The following is a 21,311-nucleotide window of genomic DNA, read 5'->3' as shown; positions in this document are numbered from 1 at the left end:
CTTGACCAATCGTTTGTCCCGCAGGTTATCATCCTGCTTCATTCTCTTTCTCTGCCTTACGCTCATCGGAAGCCCGCTGCTATCGATCCCGATATCCGAAGCGGCAGGAACCGCTATTCGAGATGGCAGCGTCACCTTCTCGGTTGACGATGCCGTTCTCTCGGCGGATGCAAGCACGGTCACCTTACAGTTTCAGCTCAAGGTGACCAACGGCGGGAAGAGCGCCGTACGCATGAACGATTACGGCGTGCGCGTCGTGCGGTCGGGGAGCGGATCGCTGGCAGCGAAGCTGCTGACCAAACAGACCGGCAAGCTGGAAGCTGGGAAGATGGCTTCCTCCCGGTATGCCGCTACCGTTCCCGCCGGAAGCAAGCTGACCGAATTCTCCATCGTCGTCTTCAAATGGAACTCCGGCAGCGGCAAGTACATGACGGATATCGGCCAAGTGAATGCGGCCAAAGCGGTCACTTCGGTCACAAGCCTTCGTTCTCTTGCTCTCTCTCAAGCCGATTCCAGTCTATCCGATCAGCTGAGCGTCCAATGGAAGACGGCCCGAACCTACCGAATGGTCCAGGACGACCAAGTGTATTTGTATGCCGATCTTTGGCTGACCAATAAGAGTCAAGCCCAGATCGCTCTTCCCTCCTCGCTCGCTTACCGGATTCAAACTGCAGGCAGCAGCTCCGGGCTGTCTTATGATGCCGAGGTTGTTTCTGGAAACGATCGGAATCTTCAACCGGGAGAAGTCCGCAAAGTAACGATGCGCGCACCGATCCCTTCAACCGTTCTCACGGCAAAGGGTCTGAACCTTCAGTTCTATGCGAACTCTCAGGGAATCCCGCTGATTCTTGGCTCGGTTTTGTTAGCGGATGCGGAATCCGTTGGCGCGATCGGGGAAGCTCAGCCGTATCTCGCGTCCGCAGCTGTATCGCCTCTTGTCTTCACGGTCAAGAAAACAACCCTCTCTGCCTTATCCGTTGGCGTTCAATTTGTCAGCACGGTGGAAGTCCGGAATACAGGGAACACTCCGGTAACCGTCCCCACACTCAGTGCCAGCTATCAGTATCAAGGGTTAGGCGCCACCGAAGCAGCCCCCGATACAGGGAGCCATCCCGCCTATTTGACGGCCGGCAGCTCCTCCACCTACACGTTTACTGCGACTCTGCCGGCTGATGTTCGTCCCAGCGATGCCCGGCTCGTTCTGATGGAGAACAAAGCTGCCAAGACAAGCGCCGCTGCCGCAACCGGTTCCAGCACCGCCGCCGCGGTTGCTCTGCCGGCTGCGATCATTGCCCTTGACACAGCATCCGAACCGAAGGATGCGCTGACGGCGGCAAAAGCCTATTCGCTTGGCTCCGTTCTCAAGCTGGATGATGCAGCGCTTCCGAGCGGCCTGAAAGCGTCCCTGCTCGAGCTGAAGGAATACACCAATCCGGATACGGGGTATCGGACGGCAGTCGGCAAATACCGACTGACCAATACCGGTTCCGCGCCGATCGCTCTTCCGGCATTCGCAAACGAGCTGATTACCAAAAACGGCGTTTATCCCGGTACGCGTCAAAGCGGGACCGTCCAGACGATTTTGCCCGGAACGAGCTACTTGACCGCGTATTCCTACATCCTGCCTGACAGCGAGGAAGGAACGGATTTCGCTCTGAACGTCTATGACGGCTCCAGCTCCAGCACGTCCGGCGATAAAAGCTCCTTCGGCTCCTTCAAAGTTAAGCTTCAGTCCGATTCGATGGACAGCTCGCTTCCGTACACCATGAGCTTCTATCCCTATGAGCTGAATGTTTTATCAAAGTACGGTCTGAATTGGAGCTACGATACGAGCTCCGGCACCTATACCGGCCAAGTGAGGATCGACGTCAGTTCCTCTCGCGTGGATAATGTGACTGTGGAGCAGAGCTTTACCGGCATCGAGTTTGATCTGATCGACAGGAAGACGGGGATATCCCTCGGTGCAGTCAGTTACTCCTTATCCGGCACCTCGAAGCTGAAGGATGGCCAGATTACATTGAAATTCAGCGGAGTCACGAGCGGACAAATCGGATGGAACGCCCTGCAAATCTACGAGACCATTCCCACACCTAACGGAACAGTCAAGCGCTTGATGCTGGAATTGCCCTCGCAATAAAGAGGGAAGAAGCCCATGCTCGACAGCATGGGCTTCTACTTACTTACGGATGATGACCCGTTCCTGAAGCTTGGCCACCAGCCTCGCCAAGAGCGGCCCGGGCAGCGCGCAGCTCATAGCAACGGCCATTTTGTTCGTCAGCCCCGGAACGATGACCGCCTTCCCCTTGTGAAAACCTGAGTACCCGATTCGCGCCGCCTGCTCGGCGGACATGGCTCCCGGCTGATCCCGCTTCCCGGCTCTTTCGGAGAAGGCCGTTCGGGTTGCGCCCGGGCAAAAGGCGGACACTTGGATGCCATCCGGCTTAAGCTCGTGCCGTAAAGCTTGCGTAAACGAGAGAACATATGCCTTTGAAGCATAATAGACCGCGGTGAACGGGCCCGGTTGATAAGCCCCCGTGGAAGCGACGTTTAGAATTCCTCCTGCTCGCTTCTCGCGCATATGCGGAAGCACGGCCTTGGTTAATTGGGTTAGCGAGGCCATATTGAGCTGGATCACCTGTTCGTCCTCTTGCCAAGGAATGTCCTGAAATAGCCCGCTTCGTCCGGAGCCCGCATTGTTCACGAGGACATCGATGTTGATGTTCTGGTCCTCCAGGGTCTGTATCAGTTCCTTGACAGCAGCAGGAATCGACAAATCCGCTTCCGCTACGAAAACATCAGCCTGATGCTCTTGGCGAAGACCCTTCGCCAGCCGGTCAAGTGCGGCGCGGTTGCGGGAAACGAGAACGAGCCGGTACCCGTCCCGTGCAAACAGCTTGGCCATTTCTAATCCGATCCCCGAGGACGCCCCGGTTACCAATACGGTTTGTCCAGCATAACGACGTGATTTCATCATGATCCTCCTATGTAGGATGAGCAACGGGGAACCGATCGTCCCCCGGCTCATCGCGCGCTCTTGCTGAACCGTCAATCCTCGCGGAACATTCTCGCCACGGCTTCCCTGCCCTTCATGCCGGGAGTAATTCCTAATCGTTCGGCTTCATGGGTGACCGATTCAAGCGGAGCCTCCAGAAGCTCCTCCAGCGTCCGGACCCCGACTGCTCTTCCCGCCAAAATCTTCCGGTCGCTCAAACGTTCGTTCAAAAGTCCGATATCCAGCGCCCCGCACATGATATATCCTTGATCTGTCGAGACGGCGAGCAAGGTAGTCTTGGGCAGCTTCACTTCAATCCCAAGCGCGATCCGCTCTCCGACTTGAACGGGAATCATCGTAATCATCAGCAAACGCCTCCTTCCGATGAGGATACCTCACCATATGAAGTTCCGGGCGCATGCGTAATAGGTATTTGCCGGGGTTCCCAAAATCGTACAGCATTGCTAGGAAAAAATAATTTTTATTCAGGTGAAAAGCCCTATTTTCAGCGATTTATCCGTGCTATAGTAGGAGTACATTAGGCGGAGGGTTGGGCGACATACAGCATGGACAAAGCAAGAGAAGATAAAAATAAGTATGTGTTTACAGTCGATATTCTCATTGAAGGCTACAACAATGGCATCGCCCTCGAAACCCTGCTTCACATCCTTAATCAGGACAAGATTGCAGACTACGACATCCGCAAAGGCATTGCGATTGGCAAGACGGTTCAGGCAGCAGCCAAACAAGGAGGAACCGAAATCCGCATTCCCGAAAAAGCAGCGCCTCTGATACCCGACAAAGGGGACAAGAACGCACCTGCGAAAGCGGAACGGACAAAAGCGGAAACCGCTAAAGCAGAAGCAGAAGCGGCAAAACCCGAACCCGGCAAAGCGGAGCCAGGCAAAGCCGACACAGCCAAACCGGTAGCGGCACAAGCTTCCCACCAAACGGAGCCAACCTTGATCGAGCTTCTTGAGAAGCACAAGCAAAGCAATGCACTCGTGCGGTTGACCGTTTTGAAGGGCAAGGGAGTCCGACTCAATCTCCCCTGCCGCATCCTGAGCTTCGACCAGCTGACGGATACCTTGACCGTCTATCATGTGGATGAGAAAAAGGTTTATCAATTCCGGATGACGGAAGTCGAAGATTTTACCACCTGAAGCTCGTCTTCCCGCTTGACGAAAGCCTCCTCCCGGCGATGCCGGAGATGGAGGCTTTCTTATTCGGAAGGAAACCTCTCTCTTACCGCCCTTGCGAAAAGCTGCTGGGCCAAAAGACGAAAGCCTCGCGGTCGCGCTCCGCGCCAAGACCGGTCAACACCTCTGCTGCAGGGCTGCCCGAGACAGGCTCCCCGTTCCAGCGGTCGATCTGAACCTTCTTGAGCTTGGCGCATTTCATGACCGCCTTCAAGGCGTAGGTGAGGCTTGTCCTTCGCCGCTCCGGATCGGCGGACAACTCCATGTCCGTCAAACGCTTGCCCCCATTCTCCAGCCACAGCTCCCAGGTCGTACCGCGCAGCAGCAAGTAGTGACCAGGCTTGCGGGCAAACGTCGTATTCGAGCGTTCTGGCCAGGGAAGCAGAATTCCGTACGGATTGGCAGGGTCCGCTGCCGACAAGAGGGAATAGCTGTTTCCGCCGGTCAAAGGCTGGAAGGCGCGGAGCGCTTCGACGGTTTCTCTTGAGGCAAACTGCATGACTGGAATGCCCGACACAAAGAAACCTCTCGTCAAAAGCCCCCAATCCTCGAGCTGCTTCAAAATTCCGTATAACCGATCCCACGCATAGGGTGAATATTCCGCGACGAGATTACGGGTGAGAATTCCGAAGCAAGCCAGCAGGTGTCGCACCCAAGCCGTTGCCGAACGCTCCTCCGCTTCTCTCTTATCTCGATCCGAATTGGCAGACGATTCGGATGAGGAGCCTGACTCCTGGTCAATCGCGTACCAGCGACCGAGTCCCGACTGAAAGGCGCCGGCTCGTCCCGGTTTCGCTTTGGCCGATGCTCCCGAGGCGGCCTTACGCAGAGGAGCGAACTGGTCATTCGCAACCCGTCCCTCCCACACGAGCTGAAGCAGATTCTCCAGCATCGCCGACGGCACTTCCCCGAAATCGCGGGCAATCTGGGTCAGGAAGCACGCCCCCTTGGCTTGCAGATAGCGCAAAAGCTCCGGGTAACGGGTCTCTCCCTCCGGTTCCGCAAAGGGGGCGAGCAACTCCTTGGATTCCGTCCGAAAGAACGCGATTCGCCCTTCCTTCTCCCCTTCCCGCCGCTTGCCTACCCAGCAGATGTCCCCCGAAGCACACAAGAGATCGAGATCCTCCTTGCGATAGCCCGGCAGCCTGGCCGGGAACAGATGGGATTCATAATGAGAGACTGGCAGGAACAAGCCCTCGAGCCTCGTAATCACCTTCAGCAACGCATCCGGGCCTCCGGCTGGCGAAACTGCGGAGCCCGTGATTCCCGGCTCCTCGACCAGCTCCTGCAGGCTGCACAGATAAGCCGCATACCGCGCCGGTTCCACCGGCTCCGCCTGCTTGCGGAATTCCAGGAGCGAGAACCGAACGATGCGCTCCGCTACCTTCGTGCTGGTCCACAGGCCCGTTTCGGTCGGTTCCGCGAACGGAGCCGGCTTGATCAGAGCCTTCTCTCCCCATTCCTCCATCAGCTGGCGGCAGCGCTCGATCGGCAAAGCGTATCGATGGGCAACTTCCTCCGCCGTGAAGGAAATCCGGTGATCCATGTATCGGCGGAGAATGAAGAGAAGCGATTCCTCCGAATCGGGAAACGCCTCATACAGCTCGACTTCATCGGAGCAAATGAACCGTTCCTCTCCGGCGATCCGAACCGACGCAACCTTCCCAGCATCCGTCAAAGCTTCAAGATAAGCCGCCGCCTCTTTCCCTGCCAGCTTGTTCCACTCGGCGAGGCTGCGGTCTCCGCGTTCCTTCAGCAGCCGATAAGCTTCCTCCTGCGTTACCGTTTCCTTCGGAGCTTCTTCGAGTCGTTCTTTCTCTTTGTGAAGGACGGCAGGGGAGATGGCTTTCCGGGCGCTCTCCTCTCCGAACAGCTCAGATGCTAGCTCCCGGCTTACCCCCAGAACCTGCTGCTGCAGATCGTGGCTGACCGCATCGGATTCATAGAAGTTTTCCATGACATATTCTTGAACGAACTCCGCTGCGAACGGAGAGGGAAAGCGATTCTCGCGGTAGACGACTTCGATTTCGCCAGCCGAAACCGCCTCAAGCACCCGCTTCACTTCCGGGACGGACAGAGACTCGTTCATGGCCTCCTCGATCGCTTCCCGCACGTAAGGAAACCGCTCCATGTACGGCAGGGCTTCGCGTAGAAGCTCTTCCCCGCGCATGCGCTGCTTCCAGGACGGCACTCTCGTATACCCTCGGGTCAGCAGCAGAGAGACTTCAACGATTCGGCGAAAATGGGTCCCGAACAGCGGAGATCCGGGCAGTGCATCGAGCAGCAGCTCCTCCACCCGCTTGGCGTCCACCCGGGCGATCGCCTGCAGCCATACCGGGTTCCACAGCGGGAAAACAAATTCGATCCCGTTGTCGCGGACACCGGAATAGAAGCGTTCGGGCACGATCTTCTCCAGCTCCACCCGCAGTGCGAGCTGCCAGGTGTAGTTGAAGCGTCGGCCGAACAAGCTGTGGATCACCAGATGATGGCGGCCGACATCGTCGGGGTAATGCTCCATGATGATGCGACGGTCGGTCGGGACCTCGCACGAGGCGGTCTGAGCTTTGATCAGCCCGATTAGCGAGAGCGAGGCCGGCTCGTCCAGCATGCATTCCTGCTTCAGCCAATCCTGCACCGGTTCGGCTCGGCTGAGGTCGCATAGCGAGAGTTCTTCCAGAAATCGGCCGATTCCTTGGCCGAGCTCGAAGCTGCGGCTGATCGGCAGAGCCTTCCAGAACGGGATCTCGCTGAAGCGGTTCACCGCTTCCGTCACGTAGATTCGGTCCGCGCGGATTTCCCGGATCGTCCAGGAGGAGGCGCCGAGCTGGAAGACGTCGCCCACGCGCGATTCGTAGACATACTCCTCGTCGAGCTCGCCGACATGGACCCGGCTCTCGGCGTGATGCACGGGATAGCCGCTGCTCGGCGGGATGGTGCCCGCGCCGAGAATGGCCGCCATGGGCGTGCCGGGGCGGCGGCTCACCCGCTCCTTCTCCCGGTCCCATTCCAGGAGGGGCCGGGAGAAGGGGAAGAGCCCGCCCAGCACGTCGAGCGCGGCCCGCAGCCGGGACAGCGGCAGGCCGTGGAAGCAGTAGCTGCGCGCCAGCACGGCGGCCAACCGCCCGATCTCCCAGTCGTCCGTGGCCGCCATGGCCACGACCTGCTGGGAGAGGACATCGAGACTGTGCCGCGGAACGCGGATCGGCTCGATGTCCCGGGCCGACGGCATGCCCGGCGCGGCCGAAGCGCTGGATCGCGGCGGCCGCCGACTTCGGCGAGTCGATCTGGATCACCAGATCGACCGAGCCGACGTCGATGCCGAGCTCCAGCGAGGAGGTCGCCACGAGGCAGCGGAGCTCGCCTGCCTTCAGCAGGCGCTCCACCTCGTGCCGCTTCTCCCGCGAGACGCTGCCGTGGTGGGAGCGGGCGATCTCTCCGCCCGCGTGCTCATTCAAGCGGAGCGTCAGCCGTTCGCAGAGCCTGCGGCTGTTCGTGAACAGGATGCAGGTGGCGGAGCCCTCCATCAGAAGGAAGAGCTTGTCGAGGATCGGCTGCCAGATGCGCTCCTCGCCGCGTCCCATCCCCGCCCGTTCGGCAACGGTAACGGCGAGAGATAGCTTTCGCTCCATCGGGCTTTCGATAATCGTAACCGGACGGAGGGAATACCCCTCTCCAACCAGCTCCTCTCCTCCGTCCGCTTCATCCGCTTCATCCGCTTCATCCGATCCATCCCGCACGTTCAGCAGTTCCGCCGCATCTGCCGCTATTGACTCTGTCGCCGCTGCCCTTTTCCCCGCCCCCGCAGCCTTCACGCTTCCTGCGCTTCCGGGCTCCCAGCCGCCAAGAAACTGCGCCATGCGCTCGATCGGCTTCTGTGTGGCGGATACACCGATCCGCTGAACCGGCCTGCCACACAGTTCCTCCAGCCTCTCCAAGGAGACGCTGAGGTGCATCCCGCGCTTGTCCGCAGCCAAATCATGAATCTCGTCCACAATGACCTGCTCCACCGTACGGAGAATCTCGCGAGCACGCTCCGAGGTGAGCAGGATGTAGAACGATTCGGGAGTGGTCACGAGAAGATCCGGAGGCTTCCTCAGCATGGAGGCGCGCGTGCTTTGCGAAGTATCTCCGGTGCGGACTCCGACCGTAAGCTCCGGCCAAGGCTGTTCCATGGCTTTCGCCGTATCCGCAAGCTCGCGCGCAAAACCGGTCAGATGATGATGGATGTCATTGTTGAGCGCCTTGAGCGGTGTTACGTACAGAATACGAACCCCGCGGGTATGCGATTCCACCGCCAGCTTCTCGACGGCGACCCGGTCCAGGCATGGCAAAACCGCCGCCAGCGTCTTCCCCGAGCCGGTCGGAGCAGCGATGAGCGTATGGGCCTTGCTCCGAATCGCCGGCCAAGCCCGGCGCTGTACATCTGTCGCCTCCCCGATCCGTTCTCGGAACCATTCCTCCGTCACCGGGTGAAACCCGAATCCACCTTTTCCAACTGCCCCCATACGATCTCTCCTCACTAGCTTACTCGAACCTATCCTGCTTGCTTGGCACCCTACTGGTTATCCGCTCGATTCGGCTCTTTCCATGCGGCCCAGGCCAAACAGCACCAGCCGGCGAGGAACGCCACTCCACCGAAGGGCGTGATGATGCCAAGGATCTTGATTCCGCTCACCGCGAGAACATACAGGCTGCCGGAGAAGAGCAGCGTTCCGATCAGAATGAGCCAGCCTGCAGCCTTCACTCTCTTCTTGTCGGCAAGACGCTCTGCAGCGAGACCGATAAGAATCAAGCCGATCGCATGGATGAGATGATAGTGCACCCCTGTGGTATAGACTTCTAGCCTATCGTCCGGAATCTGTCCCTTAAGTCCATGCGAGCCAAAGGCTCCGAGCGCAACGCCCAAAAAAGCAAGCATGCTGCCGATTCCGACAAACTTCCGCATATGCAGACCTCCGTACCCTTTTCATCCCATGATAGCACAACAAGCCGCAGCACCAAAAAGACAATCTGGAAATAGGATTCCATCCGGAAGAAAAAAACGGTAATATAGAATAGGAAAAGGTTTAACCCATTTTATTGAGGTGAATTCATGGACAATCGCAACGAAGACATGGTACCTGAATGGCAAGTGAAAAAAGAAACAAATGAGCCAGAACCCGCACCCCCGCTTCAACCGTTTCAACCGGCAGCTCCTTACTTTGGCATGTCTCCCCTGTCGGAATCCGCTCCTCCTGCTCCGGTCCACTCCGGACTCGGCATTGCGTCCTTCATCATGAGCATTCTCGGCATCATCGGCTTCGTGGCTTCTTTTGCAATCATCATATCCGTTGTGCTCAATAGCGCAGACTTCGAAGCAGATCTGGACAATCCCGAACTGGTAACGCAGCTCGGCCTCGGGGGGATCGGGTTCCTCTTGGCGGGACTTATCATGTTTGTCGGCCTCATTCTGGGCATTGTTGGATTGGTGCAAAAAAACCGTAAAAAGGGATTTGCCATCACCGGGACCATTCTGAATGGCATCGTGGTAGGGATCACCGCGATTTTGATGATCATCGGCTTAATCAATTACGCAGCGGCGGCGTAATCGTTCGCCCGCCATGTGCTCAAGAGAGCAGCGGTAGAACTCAAAAAGGGAGAGAAACAAGCGAGGAGCACCTACCCCGCTTGTTTCTCTCCCTTTCCTTTCGCAATCAATCATCAGAAGCTGTTCTGCAACGGGCAGAGCCTACCCTCATCCTGTCTCTCTGTCGAAATCCGCTCTGCTTGCTGCGATCCATTCCGGGCTCCGCTGCCAGCGCCCTTAAGCAGACGGAATGCGGTCAACCCCGGTAAGCTCGGCGGTTAGCCTCCATAGGCGAGCGGCCTGTTCAGGGTCGATGGCATAGGGTTTGACTCCACTTAGGCTGTTGCCGTCCACCGCCATTTCGGCGATGTCGCAGTCTTCGCAGTAGACCCCGCCTATGCCGGTAAGCTGCGGGGAAGTAGCCGCCCATACCTGGGTCGAAGCCCCCTGCTCCGGCGTCTTGAAAGCCGGATTCACCACTTCTCCGGTCTCATCGAACCAGCCTCGCGCGATCATCTCTTCCTTCGGCAAATAGCGCTGCAGAGGTGTCATGATGCCGCCAGGATGGACCGAGAAGCTGCGTACGCCGTGCTTCTCTCCCCGTCGATCCAGCTCAACGGTAAACAGGCTGACAGCCGTCTTCGATTGCCCGTAGGCTTTGAATTTCTCGTAGCCCTCCGTAAGCTGGATATCGTCCCACAGGATCGGCGAGCGATGATGGCCGATCGAAGAGACGGCTACGACACGCGCTCCGCCGCCCGAAATGAAAGCGGGCCAAAGCAATTGGATTAGAACATAATGGCCGATGTAATTGGTCGCGAATTGACTCTCCCAGCCGGGGCCAACCCGGGTCTCCGGGCAAGCCATAATGGCGGCGTTCAAGATGGCGATGTCAATGCTGAGCCCTCTGGCTAGTATTCGAGAGGCTAAAGCTTGGACACTGGCGAGATCCGACAGGTCCAGCTCTTCGACCTCGACTCCGCTCAAACCGGCGAGAGCTTCCTCCGCAAGAGCGGGGCGGCGGGCCGGTACAATGACGCGGGCACCGGCACGAACAAGCGCTCGAGTCGTCTCCAATCCTAGGCCGGAGTAACCCCCTGTGACGAGGGCGAGTTTCCCCGAGAGATCGATGCCGCTCAGGACTTCCTCCGCTGTGCTGCGGTAACCGAAGCCGGAGCCGAGCTTGTGTTGCTTATTCGTTGCAAGCTTATGCTCTTCCATGATACCTTCAACTCCCTCATCCGTAGTTGGAGACTTCACTATACAACTTAGAGTAAGCTCAAAGTCAAGGGCCCACCCGTTCCTGAGTGGCTTCCGTGGTTTTGCGTGCAAGGCTCTCCTCATACCTATCGGCCTTCCGGCTGATCAGATCGAGGCATTCGTTCAACTGCGCGATCTGCGAGAGTGTCTGCTGCTGGTGATTGCGGAGGAGGGCAAGCCGTTCCTGCTCGTTACCCGTGCCTTGTCGAACCAATTCGGCATATCGCTTGATCTGGGCAAGCGGCATCCCGGATTCACGGAGCTTTATACAAAATCCAAGCCACTCGATATCGACCTCTTTGTACCGCCTTCGGCCTCCCTGGTCTCTCGCTATGCGAGGAGATAGCATGAGGCCTTCTCTCTCGTAATAACGTAGAGAATGTGCGCTTAAGCCCGTACGTTCCGCAACCTGGCTGATGCTGAGTTCCTGTTCGGGTTTCACGTTGGTTTCCGTCCTTTACATTCGTATGTAGGGCAAGACTGCTTGTTCCATTGATTGTCTTGAATTTCATGTCCTCTATTCATCGATTAAGTTTACCACGTTTTGGGCTCAACCATTACGCGGCCAACGTGTGATCGAAGATGCTAAAGCATTCCTTCCGCCGCCTTCAGAGCGACCGAATTCGCACGAAGTAGATAGAAATACGGGCTCCCGTGCGCACGACATGCGCGCGGGAGCCCGCTCTTTAAGCAATCTTATCAGGCAACTGGAACATTCGATCAAAACCCCAGAAAGGCTTTAATTCCAGCCAGCTTATCGGCGGTCAGCTCGCCGCTGTTGTCATAGATCAAGCGAGAGCGGTCATCCAACTCCCAGTTGATCTCGGGAACAAACTTGATGTTGCTCCAATACTCATCCCAATGCTCGAGCTTCCACTCGTCGCGGGTCGTTCCTCTTGCCAGAATCCGTTCTTTTTGCTCGGCCGAATCGGACAGGATGACCACAACTACCTTCAGGTCGATTTCGCTGCGCGTCCGTCCCGCTTTACGCAGAAGTTCCTCGATCCATTCGCGGTCTTTCAGCTCCTGGGTGAACGGGGAAATCATGAAGACGCTCTGGCCCAGCTTCAGGTTCTCAATACAGACATCCTCCGTCGTCTTGTATTCCAGATCTCGCAGGTTTTTCTTATAGAATTCCGAATCCCGGTCATCCGGGTCCAAGCCCTCCGCAACCAGCAGCGCTTCCACAAAGCGGCCGCCGACCGTATCCCGGTCGAGGAACACGACGGACGATTCCGCGGCAAGCTTCGCCGCCACTGTCGATTTGCCCGTACCGGCCACTCCCACGAAGAAAACCAGCTTTTGCATCTCCCTACCCCTCTCGATAAACGTCCGTACAATCCATTCCAGTATAGCGGATACATCGAAAAAGAGGAAATGTTTATCGGTAACATTACCGCGAATAAATCTTCATCAAATCTTCATTGTACGTACAAGCTAGCATTCTCCTGCTAGAAAGTCGGCCAGTTGTCGATAGATGGCCACAATGGCTGGCATCGACATTCGGACCAAGCCGCTCGAGGAGGGAGCGACAAATTCCTGCATGCCGGCGATCACTGGCTCCTGCTGGAAGCCCCATCCGGCGGAACGGTTGCGGCTGTATTCGGCATAAACTCCCTTGCCGACAAAGCAGGCAACCCTGGGATGAAATCGTTCCAGCTTCTCTCGCAGAAGCTCCCGGCCGATCCGATATTCCTCACGGGTGATATCTTCCACTCCGCGCGTTGGCCTTGCCACGATATTGGTGAAGCCGATTCCGAGCTTCAGCAATTGCCCATCCTCGGATGGATCGTACAGCCTCGGCGTTAAGCCGGCTTCATGCAGAATGCGCCAAAAATGATTGCGCGGATTCGCATAATGATGTCCGCTCTCGGCGGATAAGGGACTTGGATTGAACCCGATGAAGACAATCGACAGCCCCTTTTCCAAATGATCCGGTACTCCTGCCATGCTCCACTCTCTCCTTCCGCTCAAGGAATCCGCCTGCCACAGAAACAAACCGACCTCTCGCACTCGCTCTCTCCCGGATAGAATAGCATGTCCCGCCGTCGGATTCCATTAACGCGACCGACTTCCCCCTCCACTCCGAAGAAGAATACGGGTCACTATGCACCTGTCCCCGCAAAGCCATTCTCTTCATCCTTCTTCTTCCTCTTGAATAGACTGTAACGATAGCATTCGCGAAGGGGGTGCGCTCATGGCTGAGCCGCAGTTTATCGTGTCCCGGGAAGACTGGTCTCTGCACCGGAAGGGATTCCAGGATCAAACCCGCCATCAGGAGAAGGTCCGGGAAGCCGTCAAGCATAATCTCCCCGATCTCATCGCCGACGAAAGCATCGTGATGCAGCGCGGCAAGCAGGTGATTCGCATTCCGATCAAGAGTCTGGACGAATACCGCTTCCGGTACAACTACAAGAAATCCAAGCACGTCGGGCAAGGAGACGGAGACTCTCAGGTCGGGGATGTCCTCGGCAGCGATCCACAGCAGGCGAACGGTCCCGGCAAGGGGCAAGGCGCAGGCGATCAGCCCGGCGACGATTATTACGATTCCGAAGTGACACTGGATGAAGTCGAAGCCATGCTGTTCGAGGAGCTGGAGCTGCCTCATTTGGAGCAAAAGGAAAAGAAACACCTGCAGGCGAGCGAGATCGTCTTTCACGACGTCCGCAAGAAAGGCCTCATGTCCAACATCGACAAAAAGCGGACCATTCTGGAAAACCTGAAGCGCAACGCGGGCTCGGGGCAGCCAGGAATTCACGGCATCTCACCGGACGACCTTCGCTTCAAAACCTGGGAGGAGGTCAACAAGCCGCAATCGAGCGCCGTCATCGTCGCGATGATGGACACCTCCGGCTCCATGGGCAGCTTCGAGAAATACATTGCCCGCAGCTTCTTCTACTGGATGACCCGTTTTCTCCGCACCAAATATGAGAATGTCGAGATTGTCTTCATCGCCCATCACACGGAAGCGAAGGAAGTATCTGAGGAGGATTTCTTTACGAAGGGGGAAAGCGGGGGGACGATCTGCTCTTCCGCCTACGTGAAAGCTCTTGAAATCATCGATGCCCGCTACCCGAGCTCGCAATACAACCTGTATCCGTTCCATTTCTCCGATGGCGACAACCTGACCTCCGACAACGACAAATGCGTGAAGCTGATCGAGCAGCTGCTTGAGCGCTGCAACATGTTCGGCTACGGAGAAGTGAATCAATACAATCGCAGCAGCACGCTGATGTCCGCCTATAAGCAAATCCGCCATCCGAAATTCCAATATTCCATCATCAAGGAAAAAGGAGAGGTATACGGCGCGTTGAAAACCTTTTTCAACAAGCCGGTCGCCACTTGAACTTACTTTGAAAGGGTCCCATCACGGGATGAAAAGGAGGAGGCGCCATACCCTGACGGGCCGGCGCCTCCTCCTCTTTACTTCATGCTCTTACACCTCGAACTTGCCCATCTCCTCGGCAAGCTGCTCTGCCATGACGGCGAGCTGGCCTGCCGCGTTGACCAGGTTTTCATGCGAAGCGGCCTGCTCCTCCGCGGATGCGGAGATCTCCTGCATCGCAGCGGCGGATTCTTCGGCAGCGGCAGCCTGGTTTTGCGACCGTTCCAATATCCCTTGGGCGATCTCCCGGAGATTCTCCAGCGACTCGGAGATTTGCACCGAGGAGTGAACGATCTCGTCGGCCGAATGGAAGATCTCACCGAACTTCTCATCCGTCGCCTTCAAGCTCTCCGCCTGCTCGATCACGAAACGATGGGCTTGACGAATGCGGCCCGATGTCGTTCCCGCACGCTCTATCGTGGAGCGGATATGGCCGCTGATTTCGTCTGTCGCTTTAGAGGCATTCTCAGCCAGCTTGCGGATCTCATGCGACACCACCGCGAAGCCTCTCCCCTCGCTTCCGGCGCGAGCCGCTTCAATCGCCGCGTTCAGGGACAAGAGATGCGTCTGATCGGCGATCGATCGGATGAGCCCGATGATCTCCTCCACCTGATGCATCATCTCCGCAAGCTCGTTCATCGATTCATCCGCCTCGCGGGTGATGATGAGGTTCTCTCGAGCCTGCTCGTTCTGCTTCTCGAGCAGCTGGCGGCCTTCCTTAACCGCCGCCAGCGTGCCTTTGGCAAAGGAAGCTCCATCCGAGGTCTGCTGGTAAATCTGCTCCACATGCCCGCCGAATTCGTGCAGCACCTCATTGGTTCTGGAGGCGTCTGCCGCCTGATGCTCATTGCCTTCCGCCATTTCATTGATGGTGGTCGCCACTTGGCCGACAGCCTGTTTGTTCTCAGATGCGGATGCGCTGAGCTCCTCGGCATTGGCGCTGAGCTCCATCGTGACATTGTTGATCTTCCGAACCATATTCCCGAGGCTTGTGCTCATGTCCTCCAGGCTTCCCGCCATCGTCCCGGTTTCATCCCGGTAGCGGCGCAAGGCAGTTAAGCTGGCAAGGCTGTGGAATTTCAGCTTGCCCATGTCCTGAATGGCAGCCGTCATCACCTTGATCGGCTTCACGATGCGTCCGCCAATGAGATAAGCGACGAAACCGGCGATCATCAAGATAAGCAAGCTGGCTCCGCTGAGGAGAAGCTCATCATGCAGGAGCTTTTGATTTAACTCTTGACGCTTGGCATCGAGAATGGAATTTATATCATCCACATAGTTGCCCGTTCCAATTACCCAACCGAGCGGAGCGAAGACTTGACTGTAGGCTCGTTTCTGCTTGGCTTCCGTTTCTCCGGGCTTCGGAAACCAATAATCGGAATACCCGCCGCCGTTGATGGCCGCCTCCAAAATCGCTTGAATGTACTTGCCGCCCTTCGTATCCGCGGCGTCCCAACGGTTCTTGCCTTCGGTATCGGTTCCGCGGAGAACGACGTTAACCCCCGTCGTCGTGTCCGCCCAAAAATATCCGTTGGCACCGTACGTCAGCTTCCGCAGCAGCTCCGCGGCATCCTTGCTGGCTTCTTCCTTGGAGAGTCCTTTCTTGACGGAAACGTCATAGGAGGTCTGCAGCATGCTGATTGCCGTTTCCACTTGTCCGCGGATCATCTCATCATAATCGTCCGTTAAGGTTTTCGACAGCTCCTGAAGAGAACGCTCGTTACCCGCCCGAATTTGTAACATGGACAGGGAAGTAAGGAGCAAAGTGGTCGACAAAACGACCAAGCAAGTCAAGGTGAAAATTTTGGTTCGAATGGAACGCATAAGCCCCCTCCTATCAGTACGTGAGTCAATAATTGCCGGCACACGCTGCGACTAATTAACCAATCGTTCGACTGTACTCGACACGGTTATATGGACGATATCGGCACGAAGAAGAGTTTTAATTAGATTCATTGTGATAAAAGAATGGTATCAATTTTTTCCAATGACTACTTTTCGTTTTTCCCGACTTAGCAGGAGATTCCCCGTGCAATCCCGAATAGAGGTACAATCTCGACAGGTGAAGGTGAACTTATGAATTTTACGGCAATCGATTTTGAAACGGCTACCTCTCATCGCGGCAGCGCCTGCTCGGTCGGGCTTGTTGTGGTAGAAAACGGGCAGATCACGCAAAAAGTGCATCAGCTGATTCAACCGCCTGGGAACCGGTACGACCGATTTAATATCTCGATTCACGGAATCACGCCCGCCATGACGCAGAGCGCTCCCCCCTTCTCCGAAGTGTGGAAGGAGCTTTCCCTTTTCCTATCCCAGCAATCGGTCATCGCGCACAACGCCAGCTTTGACATGAGCGTACTGAGGTATTGCCTGGATCATACTGACATGGAATACCCGACCCTCTCCTACTACTGCACGTACCTTCTCTCCAAGAGCCTGTGGCCGGAACGCAAAAGCTATGTGCTGTCCGACTTGTCTACCTCATTTGGTATAGAATTCGAGCATCACCGAGCGGATGAGGATGCGTACGCCTGCGCGAGAATCGCTCTGGCCATGCTAGAGCAGGAAGGCGTCCGCAGCTTGGACGAACTGGCGAGGAAGAACGGATTTCAGCCGGGACTGCATCATCCTGGCGGCTATTCCGCTTTCAGCAAGATCAAGGCCCCGAAGACCCCGAAGCGTCAAACCAAAGCAGCCAAGCTCATTGCCGCAGCACTTGATGCGAAGGAAGGCTAAACGCACATTCCAAATAGAGGGGAACGCTGCCGAATGGCGGGGTTCCCTCTTTTTTATGGACCCGATTCTCTCTTTCTTCGGATGATCCCTTAAGAAAAAGTAGTCACTCCTTCGTAAAAAGCGTTCAGCGATTGCTTCACCTCTTCCGTAACATCCTTGCCGCCTCTGCTGTTGCTAATAACAGTCGATACCGTATAGATCGGACCCCACGGAATTCCCCACCAGCCCAAAAGAAGAGTCGGGAGCGTATAAAGCAGTCCCTTGGCGAAGGAGCTTTCTCCGTATTTGATCAAGTGCACGTTTGAGCTTCGCTTGAAGCTCATGATGATAACGGAGAAGCTATATTGATAGATTACGAATTTCCCCCCTCTCTGCAGCTCACTTTTCAATTGTTCGACCGATAGATTCTTTATTCCCACAATTTTCATTTCATCCCTCCATGGGATATCGTACCAGCTTTCTCAACAAATTTCGCTATTTATTTCAAATGCTCCTTCCCGCGTCAGGAAAGCACCTGTTGCCATTCATCCAGCACCCCTCGGCGCAGGCCTTGTCCGTCCACAACCGGGAAATGGATCGGTTAGAATCCACACTCCGACATGCCATGTACAATTTTACAGACGATGTTAGCCATCTCCTCTGGAGTCTGAATAGAACCATTTCGAATCCATTGGATGGACATATTCCAAAAGCCGCCATTGTTAAAGGCATATAGATACGAAATGTCCTCGCCATAATAGTGTTTCAAATCCTGTGATAGATTTTGCTGCTGTAAGCTTGGCATAAACTCATCAAATTTCAATAGAAGAAATCCCAACAACCCTTGCTTAAGGAGGAGATTGAAAAACTCAAGATGCTTTCGGCATATGGAAAAATAGGTTTTGGCTGCTAGAAATGTAGATGGATTCTGCTCATGCGATAGAGCTTCGATATATTCATCGCACATCCCCCGAATATAAAAACAGAGGACATCTTCTTTCGATTGGAAGTTTCGATAAAAGGTTCTTCTATCTAAATCGGCGTGCTTTGCAAGATCCTTAATGGTTATTTTCGAGTAATTTTGTGTGTTCATTAAATCTAGCAAGGATGAGACAAGCCATTTTTGGGATTGCACTGCGATAGGATTTTCAGTCGTTTTCATATCGGCACCTTCTTCTCAAATGAACGGAGGAACAAAGTGCCACATTTTGGATAGAATGGCGCACCTGTCCGCATTTCATTGACGATTTTCTTCCTCCTCATTATGGTATAGCTAGATGAGTGCCACAAGTGTGACTTTTCATTTTATAAAGAAGTAAGGAGGATATCAAATGATGGATGACATACGGAACGGCAATAACATACCAAACCAATTTCCTACAAACGGGCAGGACTGGGCCAATTACATTGGTCATCTATGGAATGCAAATAGGCAGATCCAACTTATCTTGGAATTTGAGGATAGGCTGAATATTCCTCGTATGAGAAAGGCTGTCAGGCTCTCTATCGATGCCGAACCTATCTTGGGCTGTACATTTGTGGAGAATGAGCAACTGCCGTTCTGGGAAAGGCTTGAACATCTAGATGCAAGGAACTGCTTTCGTTGGGAAGAGGTGCAGGACAGGGATGAAGCTCTGACAATAACACTCACCCAGCCCTTTGATTCCGAAGAACAACAACTGCAAGTGAAGCTGATCCGTTCAAACAATGCCGACACCCTGTGCATCAAACTGAATCATGCTTGTTGTGACGGCGGAGGGGCAAAGGAATATTTGCAGCTCTTGCTGAAAATTTATAATCATTTAGGCGAAGATGAAACCTATCGTCCAGAATCCAACGTTGCGGGTCAAAGAGATGCAGCAAGACTTTTCCAAACACTCGGGATAAAGGACCCCCTTCTGGCATTTAATCCACAACTAGCTGCCTTAAAGCCGACTTGGTCGTTTCCCTATAAGGAGGTAGAGGCAAAAAGCTTCCACTTCTCCACTCTGAGATTGGATAAAAGTCAAACCGGTACCCTTCATTCCTACGCCAAAGTAAACGGTGCGACACTGAACGATTTGATTTTGACTGCCTTTTACAGAGCCCTGTTCGTGATCGTTCAACCCGAAGAAGCAGAACCAATGGAAATTTGTGTTACTTATGATCTGCGCAACTATCTGCCTGACAAAAAAGCGGATGCCATTTGTAATCTATCCAGCGTTGTCAATCACAGAATAGCAAAAAGGGAAGGAGAAAGCCCCCTTGCGACACTAAAGCGAGTTTCGCTTGTCATGAATGAAATTAAGAATAATAAACCTGGTATTCACAGCGCAGCAACACTGGAGATGTTAATGGGAATCGGGTTTAAACATGCGGTTGCTTCGATAAAAGCCGCATGGGAAGAAGCCGTAAAAAGCAGAATGTCTACGATCAATCTATCCAATATGGGAATCGTTGCCAAGTATCCTTTGAATTTTGGGGGTCTCATAGCCAAGCAAGCTTATTTGGTAACGCCTGTCTTTCGGTCACCAAGCTTTATGCTGGGAGTAAGCAGCTATGATCAAAGGCTAACTTTTACAGTAGGCTATTGTGAGCCGGAAATGGCTAGAAGTGATGTTGATGCCTTTTTCTCTATTCTACAAAAGGAACTCCTTTCATTTCAGGGATAATGACACGATTGAAATGATGCATGAGCTGAGCCCGCCGAATCATCCCTTGGCTTTTTCCATATATATGATACGAAGCATGATCAACCGGCTGGGGGAGGGAACGGCTTGAACCACGAAGAGGAAGCGGCTTTGCAGAGGGCCATTGCGGAAATTACTGAGATCGCGGAGGGCTTCGGCCTTGATTTCTACCCGATGCGTTATGAGATTTGCCCGGCGGATATCATCTACACGTTCGGGGCTTATGGAATGCCGACGAGATTTAGCCACTGGAGCTTTGGAAAAAGCTTTAACAAGATGAAAATGCAATACGACTTCGGTCTGAGCAAAATCTATGAGCTCGTCATCAACTCCAACCCGTGCTACGCGTTCCTGCTCGACGGCAACTCGCTCATCCAGAACAAGCTGATTGTCGCCCATGTGCTCGCCCACTGCGACTTCTTCAAGAACAACACTCGCTTCAGCAAGACGAACCGTGACATGGTGGAGAGCATGTCCGCCACCGCCGAGCGCATCCGACAGTACGAGATTGAATACGGCGCCGATAAGGTCGAGCGTTTTCTCGATGCGGTGCTGGCGATTCAGGAGCATATCGATCCGGATTTGGTCCGCCCCTATTCACCCAATCGGTACGGGGTTGTGGAAGCGGCGGAAGCGGATAACGACATTCCGCAAACCGGGTATGAAGATCTGTGGAATCTCGAAGCCGACCCAGCCGCCTCCAACGTTCCAGCCAAGGAGCCCACCAAACGGTTCCCACCGCGCCCTGAAAAGGATCTGCTGTGGTTCATTCAGCAGTACGCCGCCGATCTGGAGCCGTGGCAGCGGGATATTCTGACGATGCTGCGGGATGAGATGCTCTATTTTTGGCCCCAGATGGAGACGAAGATCATGAACGAGGGCTGGGCTTCGTATTGGCACATCCGCATCCTACGCGAGCTCGATCTTACTCCCGAGGAGACGATCGAGTTCTCCAAGCTCAATTCCTCCGTCGTCGTCCCGTCGACGCACAGCCTGAATCCCTACTACCTCGGCTACAAAATCTACGAAGACATCGAGAAGCGCTGGGACTCTCCGACGGAGGAAGAGCGCGAACGCTTCGGCCGAAAGCCAGGCAAAGGCCGGGAGAAGCTGTTCGAGGTGCGCGAGTTCGATTCGGATACGTCCTTCCTGCGCAATTACTTGACCAAAGAGCTGGTCGATGACCTGGACCTGTACATTTTCGAGAAGAAGGGCAGCGACTGGAAGATCACCGATAAAACGTGGCACCGGGTCCGGGATCAGCTGGTCTATACACGGGTGAACGGCGGCTTTCCCTACCTGACCGTCGAGAACGGCGATTATGGCAAGCGCGGAGAGTTGTACTTGAAGCACGGCTATGAGGGGATGGAGCTGGATCTCAAATACATCGAAAAGACCCTGCCCTATGTCCAACAGCTTTGGGGTAAACCCGTCTACCTGGAAACGATCGTGGAAGACAAACCTGTCCTGTTCAGCTACGACGGCCACAAGCACCAACGGCAGTTTCTTTAAGAGCTTCTTGTAG

18 protein-coding genes and 1 pseudogene are annotated in these 21,311 nt (G+C 55.0%); 7 read left to right on the top strand and 12 right to left on the bottom strand.

The annotated features are described in order from the left end of the window. Position 1: 1 nt before the first annotated feature. Complete coding sequence (locus BN2684_RS16975) at positions 2–2,137, top strand: hypothetical protein (RefSeq protein ID WP_058303323.1); 2,136 nt, start codon at positions 2–4, stop codon at positions 2,135–2,137. A gap of 39 nt (positions 2,138–2,176) precedes the next feature. Here BN2684_RS16975 and BN2684_RS16970 read toward each other — a convergent pair whose 3' ends face one another. Beyond that, a complete protein-coding gene (locus BN2684_RS16970) occupies positions 2,177–2,971 on the bottom strand; it encodes an SDR family NAD(P)-dependent oxidoreductase (protein ID WP_082652035.1) in 795 nt (264 codons plus the stop codon). 74 nt (positions 2,972–3,045) lie between these two features. Continuing rightward, positions 3,046–3,357: a YunC family protein gene (locus tag BN2684_RS16965; protein WP_058303321.1), complete on the bottom strand. Its 312-nt coding sequence runs from the start codon at positions 3,355–3,357 to the stop codon at positions 3,046–3,048. A gap of 201 nt (positions 3,358–3,558) precedes the next feature. Here BN2684_RS16965 and BN2684_RS16960 point away from each other — a divergent pair, with 201 nt between their 5' ends. Beyond that, positions 3,559–4,155, top strand: a complete 597-nt coding sequence (locus tag BN2684_RS16960; protein ID WP_058303320.1) for a hypothetical protein — start codon at positions 3,559–3,561, stop codon at positions 4,153–4,155. Positions 4,156–4,237: 82 nt separating this feature from the next. Here the strand turns inward: BN2684_RS16960 and BN2684_RS25065 are convergent, their stop codons facing one another. The 3 genes and pseudogenes from BN2684_RS25065 to BN2684_RS16940 all read right to left on the bottom strand — a co-directional run bounded on the left by BN2684_RS25065 (position 4,238) and on the right by BN2684_RS16940 (position 9,136). Continuing rightward, positions 4,238–7,420 carry an Lhr family ATP-dependent helicase gene (locus tag BN2684_RS25065; protein WP_449404110.1) on the bottom strand — a complete coding sequence of 1,061 codons (3,183 nt, stop codon included), beginning with the start codon at positions 7,418–7,420 and terminating at the stop codon, positions 4,238–4,240. A gap of 58 nt (positions 7,421–7,478) precedes the next feature. Next, positions 7,479–8,696 (bottom strand): annotated as a pseudogene (locus BN2684_RS25060) (DEAD/DEAH box helicase); the annotation flags it as partial. A gap of 50 nt (positions 8,697–8,746) precedes the next feature. After that, positions 8,747–9,136 carry a DUF423 domain-containing protein gene (locus BN2684_RS16940; protein ID WP_058303316.1) on the bottom strand — a complete coding sequence of 130 codons (390 nt, stop codon included), beginning with the start codon at positions 9,134–9,136 and terminating at the stop codon, positions 8,747–8,749. 147 nt (positions 9,137–9,283) lie between these two features. Between BN2684_RS16940 and BN2684_RS16935 the strand changes: the two genes are divergently transcribed. Beyond that, positions 9,284–9,778, top strand: coding sequence for a hypothetical protein (locus BN2684_RS16935; RefSeq protein ID WP_058303315.1), 495 nt, complete (start codon positions 9,284–9,286; stop codon positions 9,776–9,778). 216 nt (positions 9,779–9,994) lie between these two features. On the opposite strand, the gene BN2684_RS16930 is transcribed toward BN2684_RS16935, so the two are convergent. From BN2684_RS16930 to BN2684_RS16915, 4 genes are all read right to left on the bottom strand, one after another. Continuing rightward, the gene (locus BN2684_RS16930; RefSeq protein ID WP_058303314.1) at positions 9,995–10,978 is read right to left on the bottom strand and encodes an SDR family NAD(P)-dependent oxidoreductase; all 984 of its coding nucleotides are present in this window, start codon (positions 10,976–10,978) and stop codon (positions 9,995–9,997) included. Positions 10,979–11,042: 64 nt separating this feature from the next. After that, a complete protein-coding gene (locus BN2684_RS16925) occupies positions 11,043–11,459 on the bottom strand; it encodes a MerR family transcriptional regulator (protein ID WP_058303313.1) in 417 nt (138 codons plus the stop codon). 278 nt (positions 11,460–11,737) lie between these two features. Beyond that, on the bottom strand, positions 11,738–12,325 hold the full coding sequence (locus BN2684_RS16920) for a P-loop nucleotide/nucleoside kinase family protein (RefSeq protein WP_058303312.1): 588 nt from the start codon (positions 12,323–12,325) through the stop codon (positions 11,738–11,740). Between the two features lie 129 nt (positions 12,326–12,454). Continuing rightward, positions 12,455–12,967, bottom strand: a complete 513-nt coding sequence (locus tag BN2684_RS16915; RefSeq protein WP_058303311.1) for a mismatch-specific DNA-glycosylase — start codon at positions 12,965–12,967, stop codon at positions 12,455–12,457. A gap of 247 nt (positions 12,968–13,214) precedes the next feature. On the opposite strand from BN2684_RS16915, the gene yhbH reads away from it, so the two are divergent. Continuing rightward, positions 13,215–14,363 carry a sporulation protein YhbH gene (gene yhbH / locus BN2684_RS16910; RefSeq protein ID WP_058303310.1) on the top strand — a complete coding sequence of 383 codons (1,149 nt, stop codon included), beginning with the start codon at positions 13,215–13,217 and terminating at the stop codon, positions 14,361–14,363. Between the two features lie 90 nt (positions 14,364–14,453). Here the strand turns inward: yhbH and BN2684_RS16905 are convergent, their stop codons facing one another. Beyond that, on the bottom strand, positions 14,454–16,226 hold the full coding sequence (locus BN2684_RS16905) for a methyl-accepting chemotaxis protein (RefSeq protein WP_058303309.1): 1,773 nt from the start codon (positions 16,224–16,226) through the stop codon (positions 14,454–14,456). Positions 16,227–16,478: 252 nt separating this feature from the next. On the opposite strand from BN2684_RS16905, the gene BN2684_RS16900 reads away from it, so the two are divergent. Continuing rightward, a complete protein-coding gene (locus BN2684_RS16900; RefSeq protein ID WP_058303308.1) occupies positions 16,479–17,138 on the top strand; it encodes a 3'-5' exonuclease in 660 nt (219 codons plus the stop codon). An 89-nt stretch (positions 17,139–17,227) separates the two neighbouring features. Here the strand turns inward: BN2684_RS16900 and BN2684_RS16895 are convergent, their stop codons facing one another. Beyond that, entirely contained in the window at positions 17,228–17,566 is a 339-nt protein-coding gene (locus BN2684_RS16895; protein ID WP_058303307.1) for a hypothetical protein, read from the bottom strand. A gap of 152 nt (positions 17,567–17,718) precedes the next feature. Next, positions 17,719–18,279: a TetR/AcrR family transcriptional regulator gene (locus BN2684_RS16890; protein WP_058303306.1), complete on the bottom strand. Its 561-nt coding sequence runs from the start codon at positions 18,277–18,279 to the stop codon at positions 17,719–17,721. A gap of 169 nt (positions 18,280–18,448) precedes the next feature. Between BN2684_RS16890 and BN2684_RS16885 the strand changes: the two genes are divergently transcribed. Continuing rightward, positions 18,449–19,768 (top strand): condensation domain-containing protein, encoded by a 1,320-nt coding sequence (locus tag BN2684_RS16885; RefSeq protein ID WP_058303305.1) that lies wholly within the window; start codon positions 18,449–18,451, stop codon positions 19,766–19,768. Positions 19,769–19,873: 105 nt separating this feature from the next. After that, positions 19,874–21,298, top strand: coding sequence for a SpoVR family protein (locus BN2684_RS16880; protein ID WP_058303304.1), 1,425 nt, complete (start codon positions 19,874–19,876; stop codon positions 21,296–21,298). Positions 21,299–21,311 lie beyond the last annotated feature (13 nt).

Source organism: Gorillibacterium timonense (genome assembly GCF_001457415.1).
In the GTDB taxonomy this organism is placed as follows: Bacteria; Bacillota; Bacilli; order Paenibacillales; family NBRC-103111; genus Gorillibacterium; species Gorillibacterium timonense.
This window is presented reverse-complemented; position numbering and strand designations above follow the sequence as displayed.